The following is a 19,621-nucleotide window of genomic DNA, read 5'->3' on the forward strand; positions in this document are numbered from 1 at the left end:
ACGTGTCGCGGATGACGTGGCGCGACGCGCATCAGGCCCTTGACCCGGGGCCCTCTCCGGCCCTATCTCGTCGTCGTGGTATGCGGGTGTAGCTCAATGGTAGAGCAGCAGCTTCCCAAGCTGAATACGAGGGTTCGATTCCCTTCACCCGCTCCAACACACTGCCGAAAGCATCACAAGGTTCGCACCAGGCGCAACGCGTCATAGACCGCTGCGTGTGTGTTCCGCGCGGCGACGGCATCGCCGATACGGAACAGCTGATACGTCCCGTTTGGGTTTCGCATGACTGACTGTGGCCCGCCGGATACCAGCGCCTCGTAGTCGATTTCCCCGCCGTTGCTCGCGTTTGGTTTCAACTTTAAATACAGATCTTCCAGCGGGCGGGTGCCATGGTTCACCACGACCTGATCCACGCGGCGTTCGCGCTTGAAATTTCCGTAGTCGCTGCCCAGCGTGGCCAGCAGCATGTTCCCATCGCGTTTGACCGCGTCGACGCGCCATGTGGGTGTGAACACCGCGCCCTTCGCCTGCAGGATGCGCAGCGACGGGGTCAGCGACATCGCCATGACTTCCGGGACGATATTGCGATCGCGGGTCACGATCTCGACCTCCGCGCCGCTTTCGACCAGTTTCTCGGCCGCCTGAAGCGCCGGGTAATCGCCTGCGTCGTCGTAGATCAGCACGTTGCGCCCCGGCGCGACATCGCCCGACAAAATGTCCCAAGCCGAAACGACAAGGTCGTCACCTGCGTCCAACACCTCGACATGTGGCAGGCCGCCGGTGGCGACGATGATCACGTCGGGTGCGTCGGACATTACATCGGCCGCGTCCACATAGCTGTTGAAGTGGAAGCGGACGCCCTGACGCTCGCATTCGGCGACCCGCCAATCGACGATCTGCATCATCTCGCGCCGACGCTCGGTCAGGGCCGTCAGGCGGATCTGACCGCCGGGATCCGAAGCGGCCTCGTGCACCGTCACGTCGTGTCCGCGAAGGGACGCGACACGCGCGGCCTCCAGCCCGGCCGGCCCGGCACCGATCACGACGACCTTGCGCCGCTTGGCCGCGGGGTCGATGGTGTGCGGCTGCTCCAACTCGCGCCCGGTCGAGGGGTTGTGGACGCAAAGCGCCATGCCCCCCTGATAGATCCGATCGAGGCAGTAGTTCGCGCCGACGCAGGGACGAATCCGATCCTCCTCGCCGCGCATGATCTTGGCGACGATATGCGGGTCCGCCATGTGCGCGCGGGTCATGCCGACGAGGTCGAGCTTGCCCGAAGCGACGGCATGACGGGCGGTTGCGACGTCCTGGATCTTGGCGGCGTGGAACGTGGGGAACTCCGTCGCTTTCCGGATCTCGCCCGCGAAGTCCAGATGCGGCGAGGACCGCATGCCCTGTACCGGGATGACGTCGGTCAGCCCGGCATCGGTGTCAATATGACCCTTCACAACGTTCAGGAAATCGACCAGCCCACTGTCTTTCAGCCGATGCGAGATGGCCAGCCCGTCCCTGTTGGTCAGCCCCCCCTTCAAATCCTCGTCGCCGGTATAGCGTACGCCCACGATAAAGTTCGGCCCGCAGGCGGCGCGGATGGCCTCCAGCGTCTCCATGGTGAAGCGCAGGCGATTGTCTAGGCTTTCGCCCCCGTAGGGCCCCTCAAGTTCGTTGGTCAGCGGCGACCAGAACTGGTCCATCAGGTGCCCGTAGGCCTGAATCTCGATACCGTCGAGGCCGGCCTGCTGCATCCGCTGCGCGGCCGAAGCGTAATCCGCGATCAGGCGTTCGATGTCCCAATCCTCGGCCTTCTTGGGGAACGCCTTGTGGGACGGCTCCCTCGCATGACCGGCCGAAACGACAGGCAGCCAGTCGCCCTTGTCCCAGCGAGTCCGGCGGCCCAAATGGGTCAGCTGGATCATCACCGCACAGCCCTCGTCGTGGCACTCATTCACAAGCTGGCGCATCCAGCCGACGACCTCGTCCTTCCAGGCGAGGACATTGTTGAACACCGGCGGGCTGTCGCGCGACACGCTGGCGGACCCGGCGGTCATTGTCATTCCGATCCCGGCCCGGGCGCGTTCGACGTGATAGGCGCGGTACCGCTCCTTCGGCATGCCGTCTTCGGGGTATGCCGGTTCATGGGCTGAAATCATCAGCCGGTTCTTCAGCGTCAGGTGCTTCAAGCGATAGGGCTGAAGCAGGGGATCGCTCGTCTCGCGCCGGGGTCCGTCAAGCATCGATCGTCACCTTTCCTATCGGGTTCGAGCAACAGGCCAGAATGTAGCCCTCGGCAACGTCCTCGTCCGTGATGCCGCCATTGTGCACCATGTGGACCTCCCCCTCGGTCTTGCGGACCGTGCATGTGCCGCAAACGCCGAAGGTGCAGCCCGCCGCGATCATCACACCCGCGTTGCGCGCGGCATTCAGGATCGTCTCGGTCTGGGCGCACTGGAACGACACGCCCGAGACCGCGCATTCCACCTCGGCCTTGGCTTCCTCGTCCAGCGTGACATCCTCGGGCACCAGGTTGGTGTCGGGCAGCGCGGCGTGGAAGCTTTCTTGGTGGTATCGGTCCATGTCGAAGCCCAATCCGTACAGCGCCTCGCGCACCGCCTGCATGAACGGTTCCGGCCCGCAACAGAACACCTCGCGCTCCAGATAGTCGGGGGCGACGAGACCCAGGATCAGCTGATTGAACGTGCCCTTGTAGCCCGTCCAGGGACGGTAGGGGTCGCGCTCCTCGACCACCCAGGCCAGTTCGATCCCGGTTATGCGCGATGCCATGTGTTCGAGCCGTTCCGAGAATATGATCTCGGACGGACGGCGGGCGCAGTTGACGAAGACGATGTCGGGATCGCGCCCTGCGTCGTACATGTGGGTCGTCATCGACATCATCGGCGTGATGCCCGACCCGGCCGAGATGAACAGGTATTTCGACGCGGAATGGTCGAGATACGAGAAAGACCCGCTCGGACCCGTGGCCTTCAGGCGCATCCCCGCCGTCAGGTTGTCCAGCATCCACCGCGTTCCAAGCGATGCATTCTGCGCCTTGACGGTGATCGTCAGGGACGTCGGACGCGATGGTGCTGACGAGATCGTATAGGTCCGGTGCAGCGGGCCGCCGGGCACCGGAAGCTCCAGCGTGACGAACTGGCCGGGCTTGTAGGCGAACAGCGCCCCCGACGGGGCTTGGAAGGTGAAGGTCACGACGTTCGGTGCCTCGGGTAGGCGCGACACGCATTCGAGCGGTTCGTCGTCAGTCCAGAAGGCCAGCGTGGGGTGGGAATGCATGTTCATCGCGCCTACTCCGCCGCGACGGCCCGGGGCGCCAGCGCGCGGCCCATGGTGTGGGCGTACCAGTCGACGAACTGGATGACCCCGGATTCCTGGATTTGGCTGTAGGGCCCGGGCAAATACGCGGGCGAGTTGATACCCATCTGGTTCGCCTCGACGATCTCGCGATCCTCGTCGTTGGTATGCTCCCACACCTCGGTCAGGCGCTTCAGGTCGTAATCCACGCCTTCGACGGCATCCTTGTCGACCAGCCATGTGGTCGTCACCTCGGTCTCCTGCGGGCCGATGGGGGTGACGCGGAACGTCAGGGAGTGATCCGGCAAAAAGTGGTTCCAGGTCGAGGGATAGTGGAACTTCAGAAGCGATCCGGCATCGGGCAGCCCTACCCGCCCCAGCGGGCGCCTGACGGCCGGCTTGCCGTCCATGGTATAGCTGACCGCATCCTCGTTCAGCGGCATCCGGGCAAAACGGAACTGACCCTGCCCCTCCATCCGGAATTGCGCGGGCGCGCCCGCCGCCGCGCACCGGTCGAAATGCGCCTGCAGCTTGGGCGAGGCGCCGCCATCGGCCATCACGCCACCCACTTCCGGATCGATTGGGAAGGATCGGCACAACGACGGATGCGCACCGCCGCAATGATAGCATTCGCGGTTGTTTTCCCACACCAGCTTCCAGTTGCCCTTTTCGATGATCGAAGACGTGTGGGCGACCTTGGCACGATGCAGGTCGTGCACCTCGAGGTAGGGCCGAGCGAGATCGGCGAACGCCTCGAAATCGGGGGGCGTGTCGGCCAGGCAGATATAGATCAGCCCGCAAAGCTCGCGACACGATACGGACCGCAGGCTGTACCTGGCAGGGTCGAAATCGGGTCCCATGTCGCGCGCCCACAGAAGGCGACCGTCCAGCTCGTACGTCCATTGGTGATAGGGGCAGACCAGCTTGGCGACCTGCCCCTGCCGCGCCTCGCACAGGACCGACCCGCGATGCCTGCAAGAATTGTGGAACGCCCGGATCTGCCCGTCGCCCCCTTTCACGACCAAGACGTTGTAGGCGCCGATCTGAAGGCGGGCATAGGCCCCCGTGCGGTCGAGCTGGCATGCCGGAACCGCGAACAGCCATTCGCGGTAGAAGATGTGCTCAAGGTCGGCGGCAAAGATGTCCGGATCGGTATAGAACGGCCGCTCGAGGGAGAACCCGAGCTCGCGGCGCGCCAGAAGATCGGTAAGGCTAGCAGTCATGGGAAGGACCCCCGGTTCGGGTATTCGGTTTATTTCATCTGATCTTGTCACCCCGAATTTCCTATGCCTCAATGGCACAAATTTTCATGCACGGTTAGCTGAAATAAGCCAGGAATGCGACGCATGGACAGCCGAAAGCGACGGATATGAAGCGCCCCTACGACCTTCCCTCGATGACGGCGCTGGTCTGCTTCGAAGCAGCGGCCCGCCATCAGAGCTTCAAGACCGCGGCGCGCGAGCTCAACGTCACGCCGGCGGCCGTCAGTCACCAGATCAAGGCTCTGGAGACGGAACTGGGGCGGGACCTGTTTCGCCGTCACCATCGCGGGGTCGACCTGACCGAGATGGGGGCATTCCTGTTCGTGAATCTTCGGAAGGGATTCGAGGGAATGTCCGACACCATCCGCGAGATCAGGGGCCGCGCGGAAACGGACGACGTCGTGGTGCGCGCGACCACGGCCGTCAGTGCGTTCTGGCTGACGCCGAAGATCTCGGCCTTCTGGAAGACCCACCCCGAAATCGTGATCTCGCAGATCGTCATGGACACCGCGGCCTCCAGCGGATCCACGGATCTTGGCATTCACTACGGGCCAGTCAACACCGAGATGGACGCGCATCACGTCCTGTTCCGCGACCGGATCGTCGCGCTGGCCTCGCCTGAATTCGCCGAAAGGATACCGTCCCTATCCCTCAAGGCGCTGGCGGGCGCCCCGCTGATCCACGTCGCGGCCGCCGATACGGACTGGACGGGATGGGCGGACTGGTTCTCGACCGTTTCGGACATGACGCCCACGGGAAAAAGCATCACCGTCAACAACTACATGATCGCGTTGCAGATGGCGCAGGACGGCATCGGCGCGGTCCTTGGTTGGGAACGCCTGGTCGGCCCACTTCTGGAGGCAGGCAAGCTTGTGCATCTCAGCGACGCCGCAATGCCATCCCCCTGGCCATTCTACCTGGCGGTCCATCCCCGCGCCTCACCCCGGGCGCGGGTCTTTCGGGACTGGCTGATTTCCCAGTAAACGCCCGGGGGGTTATCCCATGCGGTAGTTGGGCGACTCTCGAACGATCTGGACGTCATGCACATGGCTTTCCTTCAAGCCCGCTCCCGTGATCCGCACGAAGTTGCAGTTGGTGCGCATCTCGTCCACCGTGGCGCACCCGGTATAGCCCATGGCCGCGCGCAGACCGCCCACAAGCTGGTGGATCACATTGCCGGCAGCGCCCTTATAGGCCACCTGCCCCTCAATCCCCTCGGGAACCAACTTGTCGCTGGCCGCGTCCTTCTGGAAATACCGGTCTGCCGATCCGCGCGCCATTGCCCCAAGGCTGCCCATGCCGCGATAGGATTTGAACGTCCGCCCCTGGTAGAGAATGACCTCCCCCGGGCTTTCCTCCGTACCGGCCAGCATCGAGCCGACCATGGCCGAAGACGCCCCCGCCGCAATGGCCTTGGCGAAATCGCCCGAGAACTTGATGCCCCCGTCGGCGATGATCGGCACCCCGTTCGCCCCCGAGACGGCATCCATGATCGCCGTCAGCTGGGGCACGCCGACCCCCGCCACCATTCGCGTGGTGCAGATCGAACCGGGCCCGATGCCGACTTTGACCGCGTCCGCCCCGGCGTCGATCAGCGCGCGGGCGCCGTCCGCCGTCGCGACGTTGCCCGCGATGATCTGCACGTTGCCCGAGATCGCCTTGGCCCGGCGGACCGCCTCGGCCACGCCGGCGCTGTGGCCGTGGGCGGTGTCGATCACCACGATGTCGCAGCCCGCATCGACCAGCGCCTCGGACCGTTCGAACCCGGCATCGCCCACGGTCGTCGCCGCCGCGACGCGCAGACGCCCCAGCGAATCCTTGCACGCCGCCGGGTTCAGCACCGCCTGTTCGGTATCCTTCAGCGTCAGAAGCCCCGTCAGCTTGCCGTCCGTGTCGGTAACCAGAAGCTTTTCGATCCGGCGCTCTTTCATGAGGCTCTTCGCCTCTTCCCGATCCGCGGGCTCGACCAGGATCGCCAAATTATTGCCTGTCATCATCGCCGACACCGGTGTGTTCTCGTCAGTGGCGAAGCGCATGTCGCGATTGGTGACGATGCCCACGACGCGGCCGTTTGCATCGACGACCGGGAAACCGGTGACGCGGAACCGCTCTTGCAGGGCCTTGGCGTCGGCCAACGTCTGGTCAGGCCGCAGGGTGATTGGGTTATATACGATCCCGCTCTCGAACCGCTTGACCCGCCGGACCTCGTCGGATTGCTCCTCCACCGTCAGGTTGCGGTGGATGACGCCAATGCCCCCAGCCTGGGCCATCGCGATGGCCATACGGGCCTCGGTCACGGTGTCCATCGCCGAACTCAGAAGCGGAACGTTCATCGCGATCTCCCGCGTCGCCCATGTGCGCGTATCGGCAGTGGACGGCAGCACGCTGGACGCAGCGGGCTGGAGCAGAACGTCATCGAAGGTGAGGGCCTCGCGAATCTCCATGGGAATCTCCTTGGGAGCGTCGTTTGGCACGTCCCTATTTCACGCCCCGGACGCGAAGGAAAGATGCTGCGCCGGAAATCGGCTTTCGGAGGAAATCGACATACGTGTCCAGTTTACGCGGCAATTCTATACACATGTGTACGGAAATGAAAATTGGTGCCCGGGCCGCAATGCATCGCCTCCTTTAGCGGCAGATGGCGATCGGCGGCCGAAACCGCCCTTTTCATCACCGGCGAAACACTTATGGTCGGGGAAACGCTGATCCTACAGGAACACCATGGCCCCGCGATCGATCGACTACGGCAATCTGATGCACGACGCGATGCGCAGTCTTATCCGGCGCGTCCTGTCCGACGTCGAGGCGAACGGCCTTCCGGGCGAGCATCACTTCTTCATCACTTTCGACACCATGCATCCCGATGTCGAGATCGCCGACTGGCTTAGCGACCGGTATCCGGGCGAGATGACGGTGGTCATGCAGCACTGGTATGACGGCCTCGACGTGGCCGAGGACGGGTTTTCGGTGACGCTCAACTTCGGCGACAGCCCCGAGCCGCTGTACATCCCCTTTGACGCGATCCGCACCTTCGTCGACCCCTCGGTCGAGTTCGGCCTGCGCTTCGAAACTCAGGAAGAGGACGACGAACCGGACGCCGACATGGTCGAGATCGACGACACGGACGATGGCGACGCCCCGGCCCCGGAAAAACGAGACGCCGAGATCGTGAGCTTGGACAAGTTCCGCAAGTAACCCTGCGGGGCCGTTTGCGCGAACGGGCGTTGCCCTGTTTCGCGGGCCGTGCGATGTGTCGCCCCGATCCGGAACGAGGGGGACAAGGATGACCAATACCCGCACCGAAACCGACAGCTTCGGGCCGCTCGAAGTTCCTGCCGACAAGTATTGGGGTGCCCAGACCCAGCGGTCGATCCTGAACTTCCCCATCGGCTGGGAAAAGCAGCCTGTCGCCATCGTACGGGCCCTGGGCGTCATCAAGAAGGCCTGTGCGCAGGCGAACAAGGAAAACGGCAAGCTGGACGCGAAGATCGCCGACGCGATCATCGACGCGGCCGGCGAGGTCGTGGACGGCAAGCTGGATGACAATTTCCCGTTGGTCGTGTGGCAGACCGGTTCGGGCACCCAGTCGAACATGAACGCCAACGAGGTCATTGCCAACCGCGCGATCGAGATGCTGGGCGGCAAGATCGGCTCCAAGGACCCGGTTCACCCGAACGATCACTGCAACATGGGTCAGTCTTCGAACGACACGTTCCCGACGGCCATGCACATCGCCACCGCCACGACCGCGCGGGATGTCCTGCTGCCGGGGCTTGAGAAGCTGGCCGTTGCGCTGGAGACGAAGGCCGAGCACTTTGCCGAGATCATCAAGATCGGCCGCACCCACACAATGGACGCCACGCCCCTGACGCTGGGCCAGGAATTCGGTGGCTATGCCCACCAGATCCGCATGGGGATCGAACGGGTTAAAGGCGCCCTGCCCCGCATCTACGAGCTGGCGCAGGGCGGCACCGCCGTCGGCACCGGCCTGAATACGTCCCACGGCTGGGGTGAACAGGTCGCGTCCAACATGGCGAAGATCGCCGACCTGCCCTTCGTCACCGCCCCCAACAAGTTCGAGGCGCTGGCCAGCCACGACGCCATGGTCGAGATGTCCGGCGCCCTGAAGACCGTCGCGGCGTCGTGCTACAAGATCGCCAACGACATCCGTCTGCTGGGCTCCGGTCCCCGTTGCGGTCTGGGCGAGCTGATGCTGCCCGAAAACGAGCCCGGCAGCTCGATCATGCCGGGCAAGGTGAACCCGACGCAGGTCGAGGCGATGACCCAGGTCTGCGCCCACGTGATGGGTAACGACGCGGCCGTGGGCTTTGCCGGAAGCCAGGGTCAGTTCGAGCTGAACGTCTTCAAGCCGATGATCGCCTACAACGTGTTGCAATCAATGCAACTTCTAGGTGACGCGTCCGAGGCCTTCACCGACAACTGCGTCGCCGGCATCCGCGCTGACGAGGACCGGATCGAGAAGCTGATGCGCGAGTCGCTGATGCTGGTCACGGCCCTCGCGCCGAAGATCGGGTATGACAACGCGACCACGGTGGCCAAGACCGCCCACAAGAACGGCACGACCCTGAAGGACGAGGCCGTGGCTTTGGGTTTCGTCACCGAGGCCGAGTTCAAAGAAGCCGTGCGGCCGGAAAAGATGATCGGCCCGAAATGAGCACGCCCGTGAACCTTAACCGCGCGCGCAAGGACCGCGCGCGGGTCGAGGCGCGGCAGAAGGCCGACGCAAACGTCGCGAAGTTCGGCCGGACCAAGGCGGAACGTGCGGCCCAAAAAGCAGCAGACGGCAAGACGCGTCGCACCGTCGACGCCCACAAGATCGAGAAATGACCGGCCGGCCGCATAAGCGGTCGCTGACGCTGCGGGGGCATCGCACCTCGGTCTCGCTGGAAGACTCGTTCTGGCGGGTGTTCCGGCAGATCGCGGCCGAGGACAGTCGCCCGATCAACGATCTGGCGGCCGAAATCGATGCCGCGCGCGATCCCGAGGTCGGTCTGGCCTCGGCCATCCGGGTCTACATCCTGACCCGGGTCATGGGCGATAACCCCTAGCCTTCATGTGCGCGCCATCAGCTGCGGGATGACAATTCGAGCCAGATGCCATCTTTCGCGCGCACCGTCAGATGGGCCTGCGGCACGGGCACCCGGCCGTCGACCGGGCGGATACGATACGCGGCCAGAACCGCGGCCAGCAGGATCACCCCCTCCGCCATCGCGAATCCCGCGCCGGTGCACACCCGGGGTCCGGCCGAGAACGGAATATACGCCTCGCGCGCACAAGCCTTCCCGTTCTCCGTCTGCCAGCGCGCGGGATCGAACCCGTCGGGATTGTTCCAAAGGCGGGTCTGGCGATGAAGATGCCAGGGGCTCAACACGATTTGGTCCCCCTTGCGGGCCGGTCGGCCTCGCAGCGTTTCACGTTGCACTGTTTCTCGCACCATCATCGGCACCGGAGGATAGAGGCGCAGCGCTTCTCGAAACACGTCCCTTGTGGCGCGCAATCGCGACAGGGCTGCGAAATCGGGGGCATTCATAAAGGCCCTCGCCTCGGCAGCCACGCGGTCCTGCCAGTCCGTGTGTGTCGCCAACAGGTACAAAGTCCATCCCAGCGCTGAAGCAGACGTCTCGTGCCCCGCCAAGAAGAAGATTGCGACCTGATCCACCATCTCGTCCCGGTCGAATGCGTGACCTGTCTCGGGATCGCGGGCCGTCAGGATCTTCGTCGCCAGATCGTCCGGCGCGTGGCCTTTCTGGATTAAGGCTTGCCGGTCGCTGACCAACCCCTCGATCAACGCGCGGATCTTGCGGGCAGATTGCAGCGTGCTTCGGCGATGCAGCCGGGGCACCCAGCGCGGAAGCGGGATGAAGGCCGCCAGGTTCAGGATCGGTTGGGTGCGCTGATAGGTGCGGAACTCCTCGAACACAGCGCGCGCGGTTTCATGTTCGATGGGGATCGAGAACAGCGTTCGAAAGATCACGTCGGCGGCGGCGTGACTGGCCTCGGCCTCGATCTCCACCGGGCCTTCCGGCAGTCGCGCGGCCATGGCGCGCGCGGCGTCGATCATCGCCGGGAACGTGTCGCGCAGACGCCCCCCCTCGAAAGCGGGGTCGATCAGCCGGCGCTGGCGCTGCCATTCGGCCCCGTTCGTCAGGAAGACCGATCGCCCCAGAAGGGGGCGCAAGCCTTCGCCGATGCGATCGGATTTCGGGAAATCCATGGGGCGATCCTTCAGAACCAAACGGACAAGCGCGGGATCGTTGGCAAGGAATGAGCGGAAGAACGGCGTGCGGAACTCGGCCATCCAGGCCCGGTAGAGGCGCGCCGGCTGGGCTGACAGAATGTCGGCGCGGAACAGGCGGAGGTAGCGCAGCAGCGAAACCCGGTCCGGCCGTGCGGGCGGTTTGGGTGGGATCATGCGGCCGTCGAGGTATAGCGCGACAGCGGCCGGTCGATCAGCGAGCCTGACGGACGGCGCGTTTCAAACCGCTCCCCCAGGGTCTGCGGCCCCGCGGTCACGGCGAAGTAGTCGTAGGCATCGGACGCGTCCGGCAGATTGTCGAAGGCGCACAGGTACTGGAAGTGCACCCGGAAGAACCGCCAGCGCAGGGCGTTCCACGTCTCGGGGCGCAAGGTCTGGGTGAACGCGGCCGACAGGACCAGCGGGCCGGTGCGGTCGGGGCCTGCGACGCCGGTGACCGCCACCGGATCGCACAGCGCAAAGGCGCATCCGTCGCCCGGGGCGGTCACATCGACCCAGTCCAGCGCCGTCGTCCCGCCCAGAAGTCGCAAATCGGACCTGAGGCGATGAGCTTTGGGCAGGAAAGACATCATCGGAACCACCTGCCCCAAAGACAGGAACGACAGGCGCGGCCCGTTCGCCGGAACCTTGCCCGCGCGGATCAGATCGGCAAGCACCGAAACCCCGAGATGCGCGCCCGAGGAATGGCCGACCACCAGAACCTCGTCGACATCCTCGGCCAGCGCGGATGCGATGGCTTGCCCGAACTCGGACATCCGAACCTCGAGCGCCTCAGGATTGGCGCCGCCCCACCGGGCAGAGAAGGCGTAGTCGTGCATCAGGTAATAGGCGAAGAACTTTCCGTCGTGGCGCTTGAACCAGCGCAGGCTGATCAACGCGACCACACAGAACACGATCCCCGCCGCCAGGCCCGATAGGAGGGGCGGCGTTCCGATCATGGCCAGAGCCGTCGCGCTCAGACCGCTTGCCAGCCATCCGACGACGATCGCCGCAAGAAGCTGCAACAGCAACGCCGCCACGGGGTAAAGCGCTGCGATCACCGGCCCCTTGCGCAGGCGGAACAGTCGCGCCAGTGCGCCGGTCCCGATATAGGTCGAGGCCGTCTGGAGCATCTGGGTGTAGGTCTGGACAATGCCTGCGCCCATGCTTTCGCGCACGATATCGGACCAGACCAAAACCTCGACCTCGGCGCGGGTCTCAGCCCCCTCGATCCGGGCGTCGACAGACCAGCCATAGCGGGCCCCCTTGCGTGGCTTCAACGCGATGTCGTACCCGCGCAAAACGGCCTGGGCGGCCCCCTCCTTGCGGTACAGCTCACGGTACCGACGGGGATGGATCGGGTCATAGCCCGGGATGTAGAAGACCCGCCGTGTCCTGACCTGTCGCGTGGCCATGTCTGCCCTTTCGACATTTCGATGGCCCGGACTAACCCGAGAATTCGACGGAAATAAGCCGCTACCCCAATCGGGCGAGGGCCGGGAACGTCTCGAGCAGCCAGTACGAGAACGCCGAGAACGCGCCCGTCAGAAGGGCCAGACCGACGATCAGCAAAAGCGCCCCCATGATTTTCTCGATCAGGCCCATATGGCGCTTGAGCCGATTCATCACGCCCGTCGCGCGTTGCAGGAACAGCGCGGTCAGAAGGAACGGAATCCCCAAGCCAGCCGCATAGACCGCCAAAAGCGCCGTGCCGCGTGTCACGCTGGCCTCGGACGCCGCGAGACTGAGGATCGCGCCCAGCTGCGGCCCGATGCAGGGCGTCCATCCGAATGCGAACGCCAAGCCCAGCACATAGGCCCCAAGCGCCGATCCACCGCGGTCCCCCGCATCCAGCCGGGCTTCGCGATCAAGCATCGGAATGCGGAACACATTCAAGAAATGCAGGCCGAAGATGATGACAACGACACCTGAAATACGGGCGAAGAGCTGTTGATATTGCAGGAAGAACGCCCCGAACGCCGAAGCCGTGAACCCCAGAAGCAAGAAGACCGTCGACAGCCCCATCACAAAGAAGACCGCCGGCAATATCGCACGGCGCGTGTTGGCCGTGGGGTCGTTCAGAGTCACGCCACCCATATAGGCCAGATAAGGTGGCACGATGGGCAGAACACACGGGCTGAGAAAAGACAGAAGACCCGCGGCAAGCGCGATGAGCATGGCGGGCAGAAGCCCCGCGTCCAGGATGTCGATGCCGATCATGCCCCCTCGTAGCGCGGTACGACCCCGGGGTCACGGGGGAAGCGATGTCACATCGGCGTGGACAAGTCGAAACATGCGAGCGATACCCACCGCATGGAATATGACGCCGACCTCGACGCCACCGGGCTGCTTTGCCCCCTGCCCGTTCTGAAGGCGCGAAAGCGTTTGCAGACGCTGTCGCCCGGTCAGATCCTTCGGATGCGGGCGGACGACCCCGCCGCGGTTGTGGACGTCCCGCATTTCTGTGCAGAGGCCGGGCATACGATGCTGAGCCGGACAGAGACAGACGCCGGCGTCGCAACCTACTACATCCGCAAAGCGACCTGATACCGACACCTTGACGCGACGAAAAATCGGGGGCGAACTTGGTCCGCCCCCGATACGATTACTTGCGCAACGACCACCAGCCGCGGCGCTTGGGCTTCGGGTCGCGACCGTCGGCTTCCGCCATTTCAGGTTCTTCGTCCTCTTCGGGGACGGGCGGTGCGATCGGTGCGCTTTCGGCCACTTGCTCGGACACGTCGTGGTCGACGGGGGAAGATGCTTCAACCGGGGCCGACTCCGGTTCGGACGCACTCGCAACGGCAGGCTCGGTCCGCTCCGACGTGACAACCTCGGACGGTTCCGGGGCTTCGGAACGGGGGGACTCGGCCTCGGACGCAGCTTCTTCTGGCACCGTCAGGGGCGCTTCGGACGGTGCGTCATCGGCCGGCGGTGCAATTGGCGCGTCCTCGGTGATTTCGGCCTCTACCGCCTTGCTTACGGGGCTGGCGATCTCGGGGGTCACCTCCTCCTGATCGTCAGCAGGCTTCTTGCGACTGCGCGACCGGGACCGCCGGCGAGAGGGCTTCTTCTCTCCCCCCTCGTCCTTCGACGCGTCACCATCATCGGCGTCGCTGTCGTCACCACCATCATCGTCGGACTTCGAGTCATCGACCTCGTAGGACCCGTTCTGACCATTGTCCTGATCGCCGTCCGATCCGTTCTCCTTGCCGCCCCGCCGACGCCGCCTGCGGCGGCGTTTCTTCTTCGGCTTGTCGTCCTCACCCTCGTCCCGGGTTTCCGGAGCTTCGGAAGTGTCTGGCGTGTCCGGCGCGGGTGGGGCTTCGGCCTCGTCGGGTTCGGGCAGCACCTCGTCCTCGGGATCTTCCATGATCATGGTCGAGGTGATCGCGGCCGTCTGCTCGACCACGCGGGTGGTCTGATGCTTGAGCTTGTCGATCCGGAAATCGGGGCTGATCAACGTGGGATCGGCCTCCAGCCGGACGGCCATGCCGTACCGCGCCTCGATCAGCGCGATATGCTCGCGCTTGTGGTTCATCAGATAGTTGCAGATGGCCACGGGGACAGTGACGCAGACTTCCTTGGACTTCTTGCGGGTCCCTTCCTCTTCAAGCTGGCGAATGATGGCCAGGGCCACGTTGTCGTCCGACCGCAGCAAGCCGGTGCCGTGGCAATGCGGGCAAGGCTGAGTCGTCGCCTCGAGCATCCCCGGACGCAGCCGCTGACGCGACATCTCCAGCAGGCCGAAACCGCTGATCTTGCCCACCTGGATGCGGGCGCGGTCGGTTTTCAGCTTGTCCTTGAAGTGCTTTTCGACATTCGCGTTGTGCTTGCGGTCTTCCATGTCGATGAAATCGATCACGATCAGACCGGCCAGGTCGCGCAGGCGCAACTGACGCGCCACCTCCTCGGCGGCCTCCATGTTCGTCTTGTAGGCGGTCTCCTCGATCGAGCCCTCCTTGGTCGCCTTGCCGGAGTTCACGTCGACGGCCACAAGTGCTTCCGTCACACCGATCACGATATAGCCGCCGGAGGGCAGCTGCACGGTCGGGTTGAACATCGCGCCGAGGTAGGATTCCACCTGATGCCGCGCGAACAGGGGCAGCGGATCGACATAGTGCTTCACGTTGCGCGCATGGGACGGCATGATCATCTTCATGAAGTCCTTGGCGGTCCGATAGCCCAGCTCGCCCTCGACCCAGACCTCGTCGATCTCGCGGTTATACAGGTCCCGGATCGAACGCTTGATCAAGTCGCCCTCTTCGTAGATCGGCGCGGGTGCAACGGATTTCAGCGTCAGCTCGCGAATCTGCTCCCACATACGCTGGAGGTACTCGTAGTCGCGCTTGATCTCGGTTTTGGTGCGCTTGGCGCCGGCGGTCCGGATGATCAGGCCTGCGCCCCTGGGCACGTCGATGGAGGTCGCGATTTCCTTCAGCTTCTTGCGGTCGACGGCATTCGTGATCTTGCGGCTGATCCCGCCGCCGCGCGCGGTGTTGGGCATCAGCACACAGTAACGGCCGGCCAGCGACAGGTAGGTGGTCAGTGCCGCGCCTTTGTTGCCGCGTTCTTCCTTGACGACCTGTACCAGAAGGATCTGCCGAACCTTGATGACTTCCTGGATCTTGTACTTCTTCGCTCGCGGTTTGCGGCGCGGGCGCATCTCGTCGGCGACATCGTCATCTGCCACAGACTCGATCGTCTCGTCCCGCTCGGAGGCATCGTCGGCGGCGACATAGGGCGCAGGCTCGTCGTCGTGATCCTCGCGCGGATCCCCTTCGGCATCGGTGTCCTGCACGTCCACGACATCCATGCCGGGAATATCCGACACGATCTCGGCCGTCTGGGCGGCGGCGACGCTGTCCGGGTCGATCTCGTCCGAGGTTTCGATGGCATCGGACGTCTCGGTCCCCGCCGCCTTGGAACGGCTGCGCGAACGTGATCGACGCTTGGGCTTCTGCACCTCGTCAGGGGCGTCGGCGTCATCGCCCTTGGCGGCCTCCGCGTCGGCTTCGGCCTGCTCCTCCTCGAGGAGGGCCTGCCGGTCTGCGATGGGAATCTGGTAATAGTCGGGGTGAATTTCCGAGAATGCCAGGAAACCGTGGCGGTTTCCGCCGTAATCCACGAAGGCCGCCTGAAGCGACGGCTCGATCCGCGTGACCTTGGCTAGATAGATATTTCCCGAGATTTGTCGCTTGTTCTCGGATTCGAAGTCGAATTCCTCGACCTTGTTTCCGTCCACCACCACGACGCGGGTTTCCTCCGCGTGGGTGGCGTCGATGAGCATTTTCTTGGCCATGTATTCCGTATCCGCGCGCATGCCGCCGGACGCCCGGGCGGGCTGATCACGGTATGTCGGGATGCGCGTTTGAAAGGCGCGTGCGCATGCGCGGCAGACCGACCTCGTCCTGCGGGAGGCAGGAGGCGGAGGTTGGTTGTCAAATTCGCGCGTCGCATCGCTGTTTTTACTCCGGCGCGGTCGAGTGCCGCACCAATGAACGGGGCCCGGACCACCGACGGCGGGACCGGGTTACGATCTGTCTGACCGGCCCCAATGCGTGGGTCGCCGTCAGCGAAATCAACCTCAAGTTGTGTGAGGCATTCGCCATACACAAGCTCGATCCCATAAGCATAGGGGGGAAAGCCGGGGAATGACAATGCAATTCTGACCTGTTCGTCAGCTTGACAGGTAATCCGACCGGCTAAGCCCGTATTTGGCCATCTTTTCGTTCAGCGTGCGGCGCGGCAGGCAGAGTTCTTCCATCACCGACACGATCGACCCCCGATGACGGCGCATGGTGTTGTCGATCAGCATGCGCTCGAACGCCTCGACATACTCCTTCAGGGGCTTCCCCTCGGTCGTCATGCCAGGGTCGCCCTCGTCCTCGTTCGCCATAAGAAGCGAGCTGATGGTCCCCGTGCCGCGTCTATTCTGCATTGCGGCGCGTTCGGCGACGTTGACGAGCTGACGGATATTGCCCGGCCACGGTGCCTGCAGAAGCTGCGCAGCCTCCTGCGCCGAAAGTTCCGGCGCCTCGCCGCCATAATCCTCGGCCGCCTGCTCTGCAAAACGGGTGAACAGGGTCAGGATATCTTCGCCCCGCGCCCGGAGCGGCGGCAGCGTGATCTTCATCGCCGCCAGCCGATAATAGAGGTCGGGGCGCAGAACATCTTCAACCGTGCGCCCCTGCTCCGACAGGTTCGAGATGGCGATGACCCGCGTTTCGGCCGGCATCCCCTGCTCGTTCATCCAGGTCAGAAGTCGCGCCTGCAATCCCGCAGGTAACGCGTCGATATCCTCCAGCACCAGCGTTCCGCCGCGGGCCTGCTCGATCATCGGCACTTCTGCCTCGCTGGGCCCGAACAGACGTTCGGCCAACGTCGCCTCGTCCTGCCCCGCGCAGGAGAACAGGACGAACTTCTGCTTGGCTTTCGCACCTACCGCGTGAAGGGCGTGGGCGGTCAGGGTCTTGCCGGTCCCCGTCTCGCCGTCGATCAGCACGTGCCCGTCGGCCTGGCCTAGGTCCAAAATGTCCTCGCGCAGACGCTCCATCACCGGCGACGCGCCAATCAGCTTCTTCATGATGCCGGTGCCATCGCCCAGATCCCGGCGCAAGGCCCGGTTGTCCAGCGTCAGTCGCCGCGCATGGGACGCCTTCTTTGCAAGCTCGTTCATCCGTTCGGGATCGAAGGGCTTTTCCAGGAAATCGAACGCGCCGACACGCATCGCCTCGACCGCCATGGGAACGTCGCCGTGGCCGGTGATCATGATGACGGGAAGCGCGCTGTCGACCCCCATCACCCGCTTGAGGAACGCCATCCCGTCCATCCCCGGCATCTTGATGTCGGAAATCACGATCCCCGGGTAATCCGCCCCGATCCCCTTCAATGCCTCTTCGGCATTGGGGAACGTCTCGGTGTCATAGCCCGAAAGGGCCAGCCATTGGCTGACCGATTGACGCATGTCTTTCTCGTCGTCGACGATCGCGATCTTCATGGCGTGGGCCATCGGTTCACTCCGCTGCCTGCATTTCCTGCCACAAGGGCAATTTCATCTCGAACACGGCGCCGCCGTCGGGGGCGTTCCGCGCGGTCAGGCGCCCGCCCAGATCAGCGACGATACCCGAAGAGATCGCCAGCCCCAATCCCGTTCCGTCGCCCGGTGCCTTGGTCGTATAGAACGGCTCGAACAACTGTTCGAGATCGCTGATCCCGTGTCCATTGTCCCGCACTGTCAGATTTGCGTTGTCTCCCGCCGATAGAAGCAAGGTGATATGGGGTCCCTCGACCTCGCTGGTGGCATCTATTGCATTGCGCAGAAGGTTCACGATCACCTGTTCCACCCGAATGCGGTCAGCCATGACCGGGACCGGGTGGTGTGGAACGGCTCGCTCGATCTGGATGTTTCGGGTCTTCAGCTGCGGCTCCATCAGGGCGAGCGCGGAGGACACGCAATCGCGCATGTCCAGGGGTTCCACCGCCGTACCGCCTTTTCGGGCATAGGACTTCAGCTGTCGGGTGATCGCGCCCATCCGCTCGATCAGGTCGTCAATGCGGTGGAACGAGGCCAGCGCCTCGTCCTGGCGCTTGCGCTGTACCAGAAGGCGCGCGCCGGCAAGATAGGTCTTCATCGCCGCCAGGGGCTGGTTCAATTCGTGACTGACCGCGGCCGACATCTCGCCCAGCACCGCCAGCTTCGAGGTTTGCGCGACGGTCTGTTCGGCCACCTCCAGGTTCTTCTCGGCCTTCTCACGCTCGGCGACCTCGCGTTGAAGGGCCGCGTTCAGGCGACGAAGTTCGATCGACTCGCGCTGGAACAGGGACACACGCGTCAGCGCCTTGCGGCTGACCAGGAACGAACCAGCCGCCAGCAGAAGCGCGAAGCCCATGATTTCCAGGGCGAGGATGCCGTTCACCCGTTCGCGGACGCTGGAATATGTGGTGTAGGACGTCATCCGCCACCCCTGGAACGGGATCCGCGTGGATTGGCGCATCACCGCTTCCCCGCCGACATAGGCATCGACAGGAACGACGGTCCAGTCTGCCGTCGCCTGGATCGCCCGCTGGATCGCGCCGGTGGCCGAACGGCGGGCCAACGCCTCTTCCTCGGTCAGGCCACGCCAGCGGCTTTCCGTCGCGAGGATGATCTGCCCCTCGCTGTCGGCGACCATCACCGCGTCGGAAAATCCGCCCCAGCTTTGTTCGAACTGGCCAAGGGCCACGCCCACGACGATTGCGCCGATCAACTGGCCGTCGATCTCGACCCGGCGGGAATAGCTGAAGGCGAAGGCCCCGCTTTCGTTGCGGGTGGTGTTGAACACGGTCTCGGCCGAGCGTTGCGCCTCGACGAAGAACGGCTCGTTCTGGCGATTGGCGCCGAGAAGGTTGCGATCGGTCGCGGCGACGACGCGGCCCGTCTCGTCCAGAAGTGTCAGAGACGCCGCTCCGATCTCGTCCACATAGCTGATCAGACGCTGCGTGGTCTGGCTGAAATCGTTGGAATTGAGCGCGCCGATCAGCGCCGGATCCCGCGACAGCAGAAGCGGCACGACGCTGGCGCGCTGCAATGAACTCATCAGGTTGCCGGAATACAGCGCCAGCCGCACCTCGGCCCTGTTGCGGGTGGATTCGGTGAAACGTTCGGTCAGGAAGATGTTGCTGATCCAGACCGTCGCCACGGTCACGCAGAAGACCAGCGCCACGGCGGACCGAAGCACCCAGCGGCGGCGCTTGTCACGGCGCGCGATTATGTCCGATACGTCTTCCACGCGCCTAAACTAAAGGCGTTTCGGGG

The 19,621-nt window shown here is 64.2% G+C and carries 16 protein-coding genes and 1 tRNA gene; 7 read left to right on the forward strand and 10 right to left on the reverse strand.

All coding sequences use genetic code 11. The features are described from left to right. Positions 1–82: 82 nt before the first annotated feature. A tRNA-Gly gene (locus tag PAA8504_RS07405) sits at positions 83–156 on the forward strand. Positions 157–173: 17 nt separating this feature from the next. On the opposite strand, the gene PAA8504_RS07410 is transcribed toward PAA8504_RS07405, so the two are convergent. From PAA8504_RS07410 to PAA8504_RS07420, 3 genes are read right to left on the reverse strand one after another with little or no spacing between them, the layout of a single operon-like run. Further along, positions 174–2,234, reverse strand: a complete 2,061-nt coding sequence (locus PAA8504_RS07410; RefSeq protein WP_108893559.1) for an NADH:flavin oxidoreductase — start codon at positions 2,232–2,234, stop codon at positions 174–176. Then, a complete protein-coding gene (locus tag PAA8504_RS07415) occupies positions 2,227–3,294 on the reverse strand; it encodes an FAD-binding oxidoreductase (protein ID WP_108893560.1) in 1,068 nt (355 codons plus the stop codon). The genes PAA8504_RS07410 and PAA8504_RS07415 overlap by 8 nt, the downstream gene beginning before the upstream one ends. Positions 3,295–3,299: 5 nt before the next feature. Continuing rightward, positions 3,300–4,529 (reverse strand): stachydrine N-demethylase, encoded by a 1,230-nt coding sequence (locus PAA8504_RS07420; protein ID WP_108893561.1) that lies wholly within the window; start codon positions 4,527–4,529, stop codon positions 3,300–3,302. Positions 4,530–4,675: 146 nt separating this feature from the next. On the opposite strand from PAA8504_RS07420, the gene PAA8504_RS07425 reads away from it, so the two are divergent. Further along, positions 4,676–5,551 (forward strand): LysR substrate-binding domain-containing protein, encoded by an 876-nt coding sequence (locus PAA8504_RS07425; RefSeq protein ID WP_108893562.1) that lies wholly within the window; start codon positions 4,676–4,678, stop codon positions 5,549–5,551. Between the two features lie 12 nt (positions 5,552–5,563). Here the strand turns inward: PAA8504_RS07425 and guaB are convergent, their stop codons facing one another. Further along, on the reverse strand, positions 5,564–7,012 hold the full coding sequence (guaB, locus tag PAA8504_RS07430) for an IMP dehydrogenase (RefSeq protein WP_108893563.1): 1,449 nt from the start codon (positions 7,010–7,012) through the stop codon (positions 5,564–5,566). 277 nt (positions 7,013–7,289) lie between these two features. Between guaB and PAA8504_RS07435 the strand changes: the two genes are divergently transcribed. The 4 genes from PAA8504_RS07435 (at position 7,290) to PAA8504_RS07450 (ending at position 9,637) form a co-directional block, all read left to right on the forward strand. After that, positions 7,290–7,763 (forward strand): SspB family protein, encoded by a 474-nt coding sequence (locus PAA8504_RS07435; protein ID WP_108893564.1) that lies wholly within the window; start codon positions 7,290–7,292, stop codon positions 7,761–7,763. A gap of 88 nt (positions 7,764–7,851) precedes the next feature. Next, the gene (gene fumC, locus PAA8504_RS07440; RefSeq protein WP_108893565.1) at positions 7,852–9,243 is read left to right on the forward strand and encodes a class II fumarate hydratase; all 1,392 of its coding nucleotides are present in this window, start codon (positions 7,852–7,854) and stop codon (positions 9,241–9,243) included. After that, entirely contained in the window at positions 9,240–9,416 is a 177-nt protein-coding gene (locus tag PAA8504_RS07445; protein ID WP_108893566.1) for a DUF4169 family protein, read from the forward strand. The genes fumC and PAA8504_RS07445 overlap by 4 nt, the downstream gene beginning before the upstream one ends. Continuing rightward, positions 9,413–9,637, forward strand: coding sequence for a ribbon-helix-helix domain-containing protein (locus tag PAA8504_RS07450; RefSeq protein ID WP_108893567.1), 225 nt, complete (start codon positions 9,413–9,415; stop codon positions 9,635–9,637). Before PAA8504_RS07445 ends, PAA8504_RS07450 begins: the two co-directional genes overlap by 4 nt. A gap of 17 nt (positions 9,638–9,654) precedes the next feature. On the opposite strand, the gene PAA8504_RS07455 is transcribed toward PAA8504_RS07450, so the two are convergent. The 3 genes from PAA8504_RS07455 to PAA8504_RS07465 form a co-directional block, all read right to left on the reverse strand. Further along, the gene (locus PAA8504_RS07455) at positions 9,655–11,001 is read right to left on the reverse strand and encodes a cytochrome P450 (protein WP_108893568.1); all 1,347 of its coding nucleotides are present in this window, start codon (positions 10,999–11,001) and stop codon (positions 9,655–9,657) included. Continuing rightward, complete coding sequence (locus PAA8504_RS07460; RefSeq protein ID WP_108893569.1) at positions 10,998–12,239, reverse strand: hypothetical protein; 1,242 nt, start codon at positions 12,237–12,239, stop codon at positions 10,998–11,000. Before PAA8504_RS07460 ends, PAA8504_RS07455 begins: the two co-directional genes overlap by 4 nt. Positions 12,240–12,300: 61 nt before the next feature. Continuing rightward, a complete protein-coding gene (locus PAA8504_RS07465) occupies positions 12,301–13,044 on the reverse strand; it encodes a cytochrome c biogenesis CcdA family protein (protein ID WP_108893570.1) in 744 nt (247 codons plus the stop codon). Between the two features lie 93 nt (positions 13,045–13,137). Between PAA8504_RS07465 and PAA8504_RS07470 the strand changes: the two genes are divergently transcribed. Continuing rightward, complete coding sequence (locus PAA8504_RS07470) at positions 13,138–13,371, forward strand: sulfurtransferase TusA family protein (RefSeq protein WP_108893571.1); 234 nt, start codon at positions 13,138–13,140, stop codon at positions 13,369–13,371. A gap of 58 nt (positions 13,372–13,429) precedes the next feature. Here PAA8504_RS07470 and PAA8504_RS07475 read toward each other — a convergent pair whose 3' ends face one another. From PAA8504_RS07475 to PAA8504_RS07485, 3 genes are all read right to left on the reverse strand, one after another. After that, positions 13,430–16,126 (reverse strand): Rne/Rng family ribonuclease, encoded by a 2,697-nt coding sequence (locus tag PAA8504_RS07475; RefSeq protein ID WP_108894054.1) that lies wholly within the window; start codon positions 16,124–16,126, stop codon positions 13,430–13,432. Between the two features lie 378 nt (positions 16,127–16,504). Continuing rightward, positions 16,505–17,836, reverse strand: a complete 1,332-nt coding sequence (locus PAA8504_RS07480; RefSeq protein ID WP_108893572.1) for a sigma-54-dependent transcriptional regulator — start codon at positions 17,834–17,836, stop codon at positions 16,505–16,507. Positions 17,837–17,840: 4 nt separating this feature from the next. Continuing rightward, the gene (locus tag PAA8504_RS07485) at positions 17,841–19,595 is read right to left on the reverse strand and encodes a sensor histidine kinase (RefSeq protein ID WP_108893573.1); all 1,755 of its coding nucleotides are present in this window, start codon (positions 19,593–19,595) and stop codon (positions 17,841–17,843) included. Between the last annotated feature and the right edge of the window lie 26 nt (positions 19,596–19,621).

It is taken from the genome of Palleronia abyssalis, assembly GCF_900302445.1.
Taxonomy (GTDB): domain Bacteria; phylum Pseudomonadota; class Alphaproteobacteria; order Rhodobacterales; family Rhodobacteraceae; genus Palleronia; species Palleronia abyssalis.

Excerpts from the sequence above, each read along its gene's own strand:
- PAA8504_RS07425 (WP_108893562.1), top strand. The coding sequence starts at position 4,676 with ATGAAGCGCCCCTACGACCTTCCCTCGATGACGGCGCTGGTCTGCTTC.
- PAA8504_RS07420 (WP_108893561.1), bottom strand. The coding sequence starts at position 4,529 with ATGACTGCTAGCCTTACCGATCTTCTGGCGCGCCGCGAGCTCGGGTTC.
- guaB (WP_108893563.1), bottom strand. The coding sequence starts at position 7,012 with ATGGAGATTCGCGAGGCCCTCACCTTCGATGACGTTCTGCTCCAGCCC.
- PAA8504_RS07480 (WP_108893572.1), bottom strand. The coding sequence starts at position 17,836 with ATGGCCCACGCCATGAAGATCGCGATCGTCGACGACGAGAAAGACATG.
- PAA8504_RS07455 (WP_108893568.1), bottom strand. The coding sequence starts at position 11,001 with ATGATCCCACCCAAACCGCCCGCACGGCCGGACCGGGTTTCGCTGCTG.
- PAA8504_RS07460 (WP_108893569.1), bottom strand. The coding sequence starts at position 12,239 with ATGGCCACGCGACAGGTCAGGACACGGCGGGTCTTCTACATCCCGGGC.
- PAA8504_RS07470 (WP_108893571.1), top strand. The coding sequence starts at position 13,138 with ATGGAATATGACGCCGACCTCGACGCCACCGGGCTGCTTTGCCCCCTG.
- fumC (WP_108893565.1), top strand. The coding sequence starts at position 7,852 with ATGACCAATACCCGCACCGAAACCGACAGCTTCGGGCCGCTCGAAGTT.
- PAA8504_RS07465 (WP_108893570.1), bottom strand. The coding sequence starts at position 13,044 with ATGATCGGCATCGACATCCTGGACGCGGGGCTTCTGCCCGCCATGCTC.
- PAA8504_RS07435 (WP_108893564.1), top strand. The coding sequence starts at position 7,290 with ATGGCCCCGCGATCGATCGACTACGGCAATCTGATGCACGACGCGATG.
- PAA8504_RS07475 (WP_108894054.1), bottom strand. The coding sequence starts at position 16,126 with ATGGCCAAGAAAATGCTCATCGACGCCACCCACGCGGAGGAAACCCGC.
- PAA8504_RS07450 (WP_108893567.1), top strand. The coding sequence starts at position 9,413 with ATGACCGGCCGGCCGCATAAGCGGTCGCTGACGCTGCGGGGGCATCGC.
- PAA8504_RS07410 (WP_108893559.1), bottom strand. The coding sequence starts at position 2,234 with ATGCTTGACGGACCCCGGCGCGAGACGAGCGATCCCCTGCTTCAGCCC.
- PAA8504_RS07445 (WP_108893566.1), top strand. The coding sequence starts at position 9,240 with ATGAGCACGCCCGTGAACCTTAACCGCGCGCGCAAGGACCGCGCGCGG.
- PAA8504_RS07415 (WP_108893560.1), bottom strand. The coding sequence starts at position 3,294 with ATGAACATGCATTCCCACCCCACGCTGGCCTTCTGGACTGACGACGAA.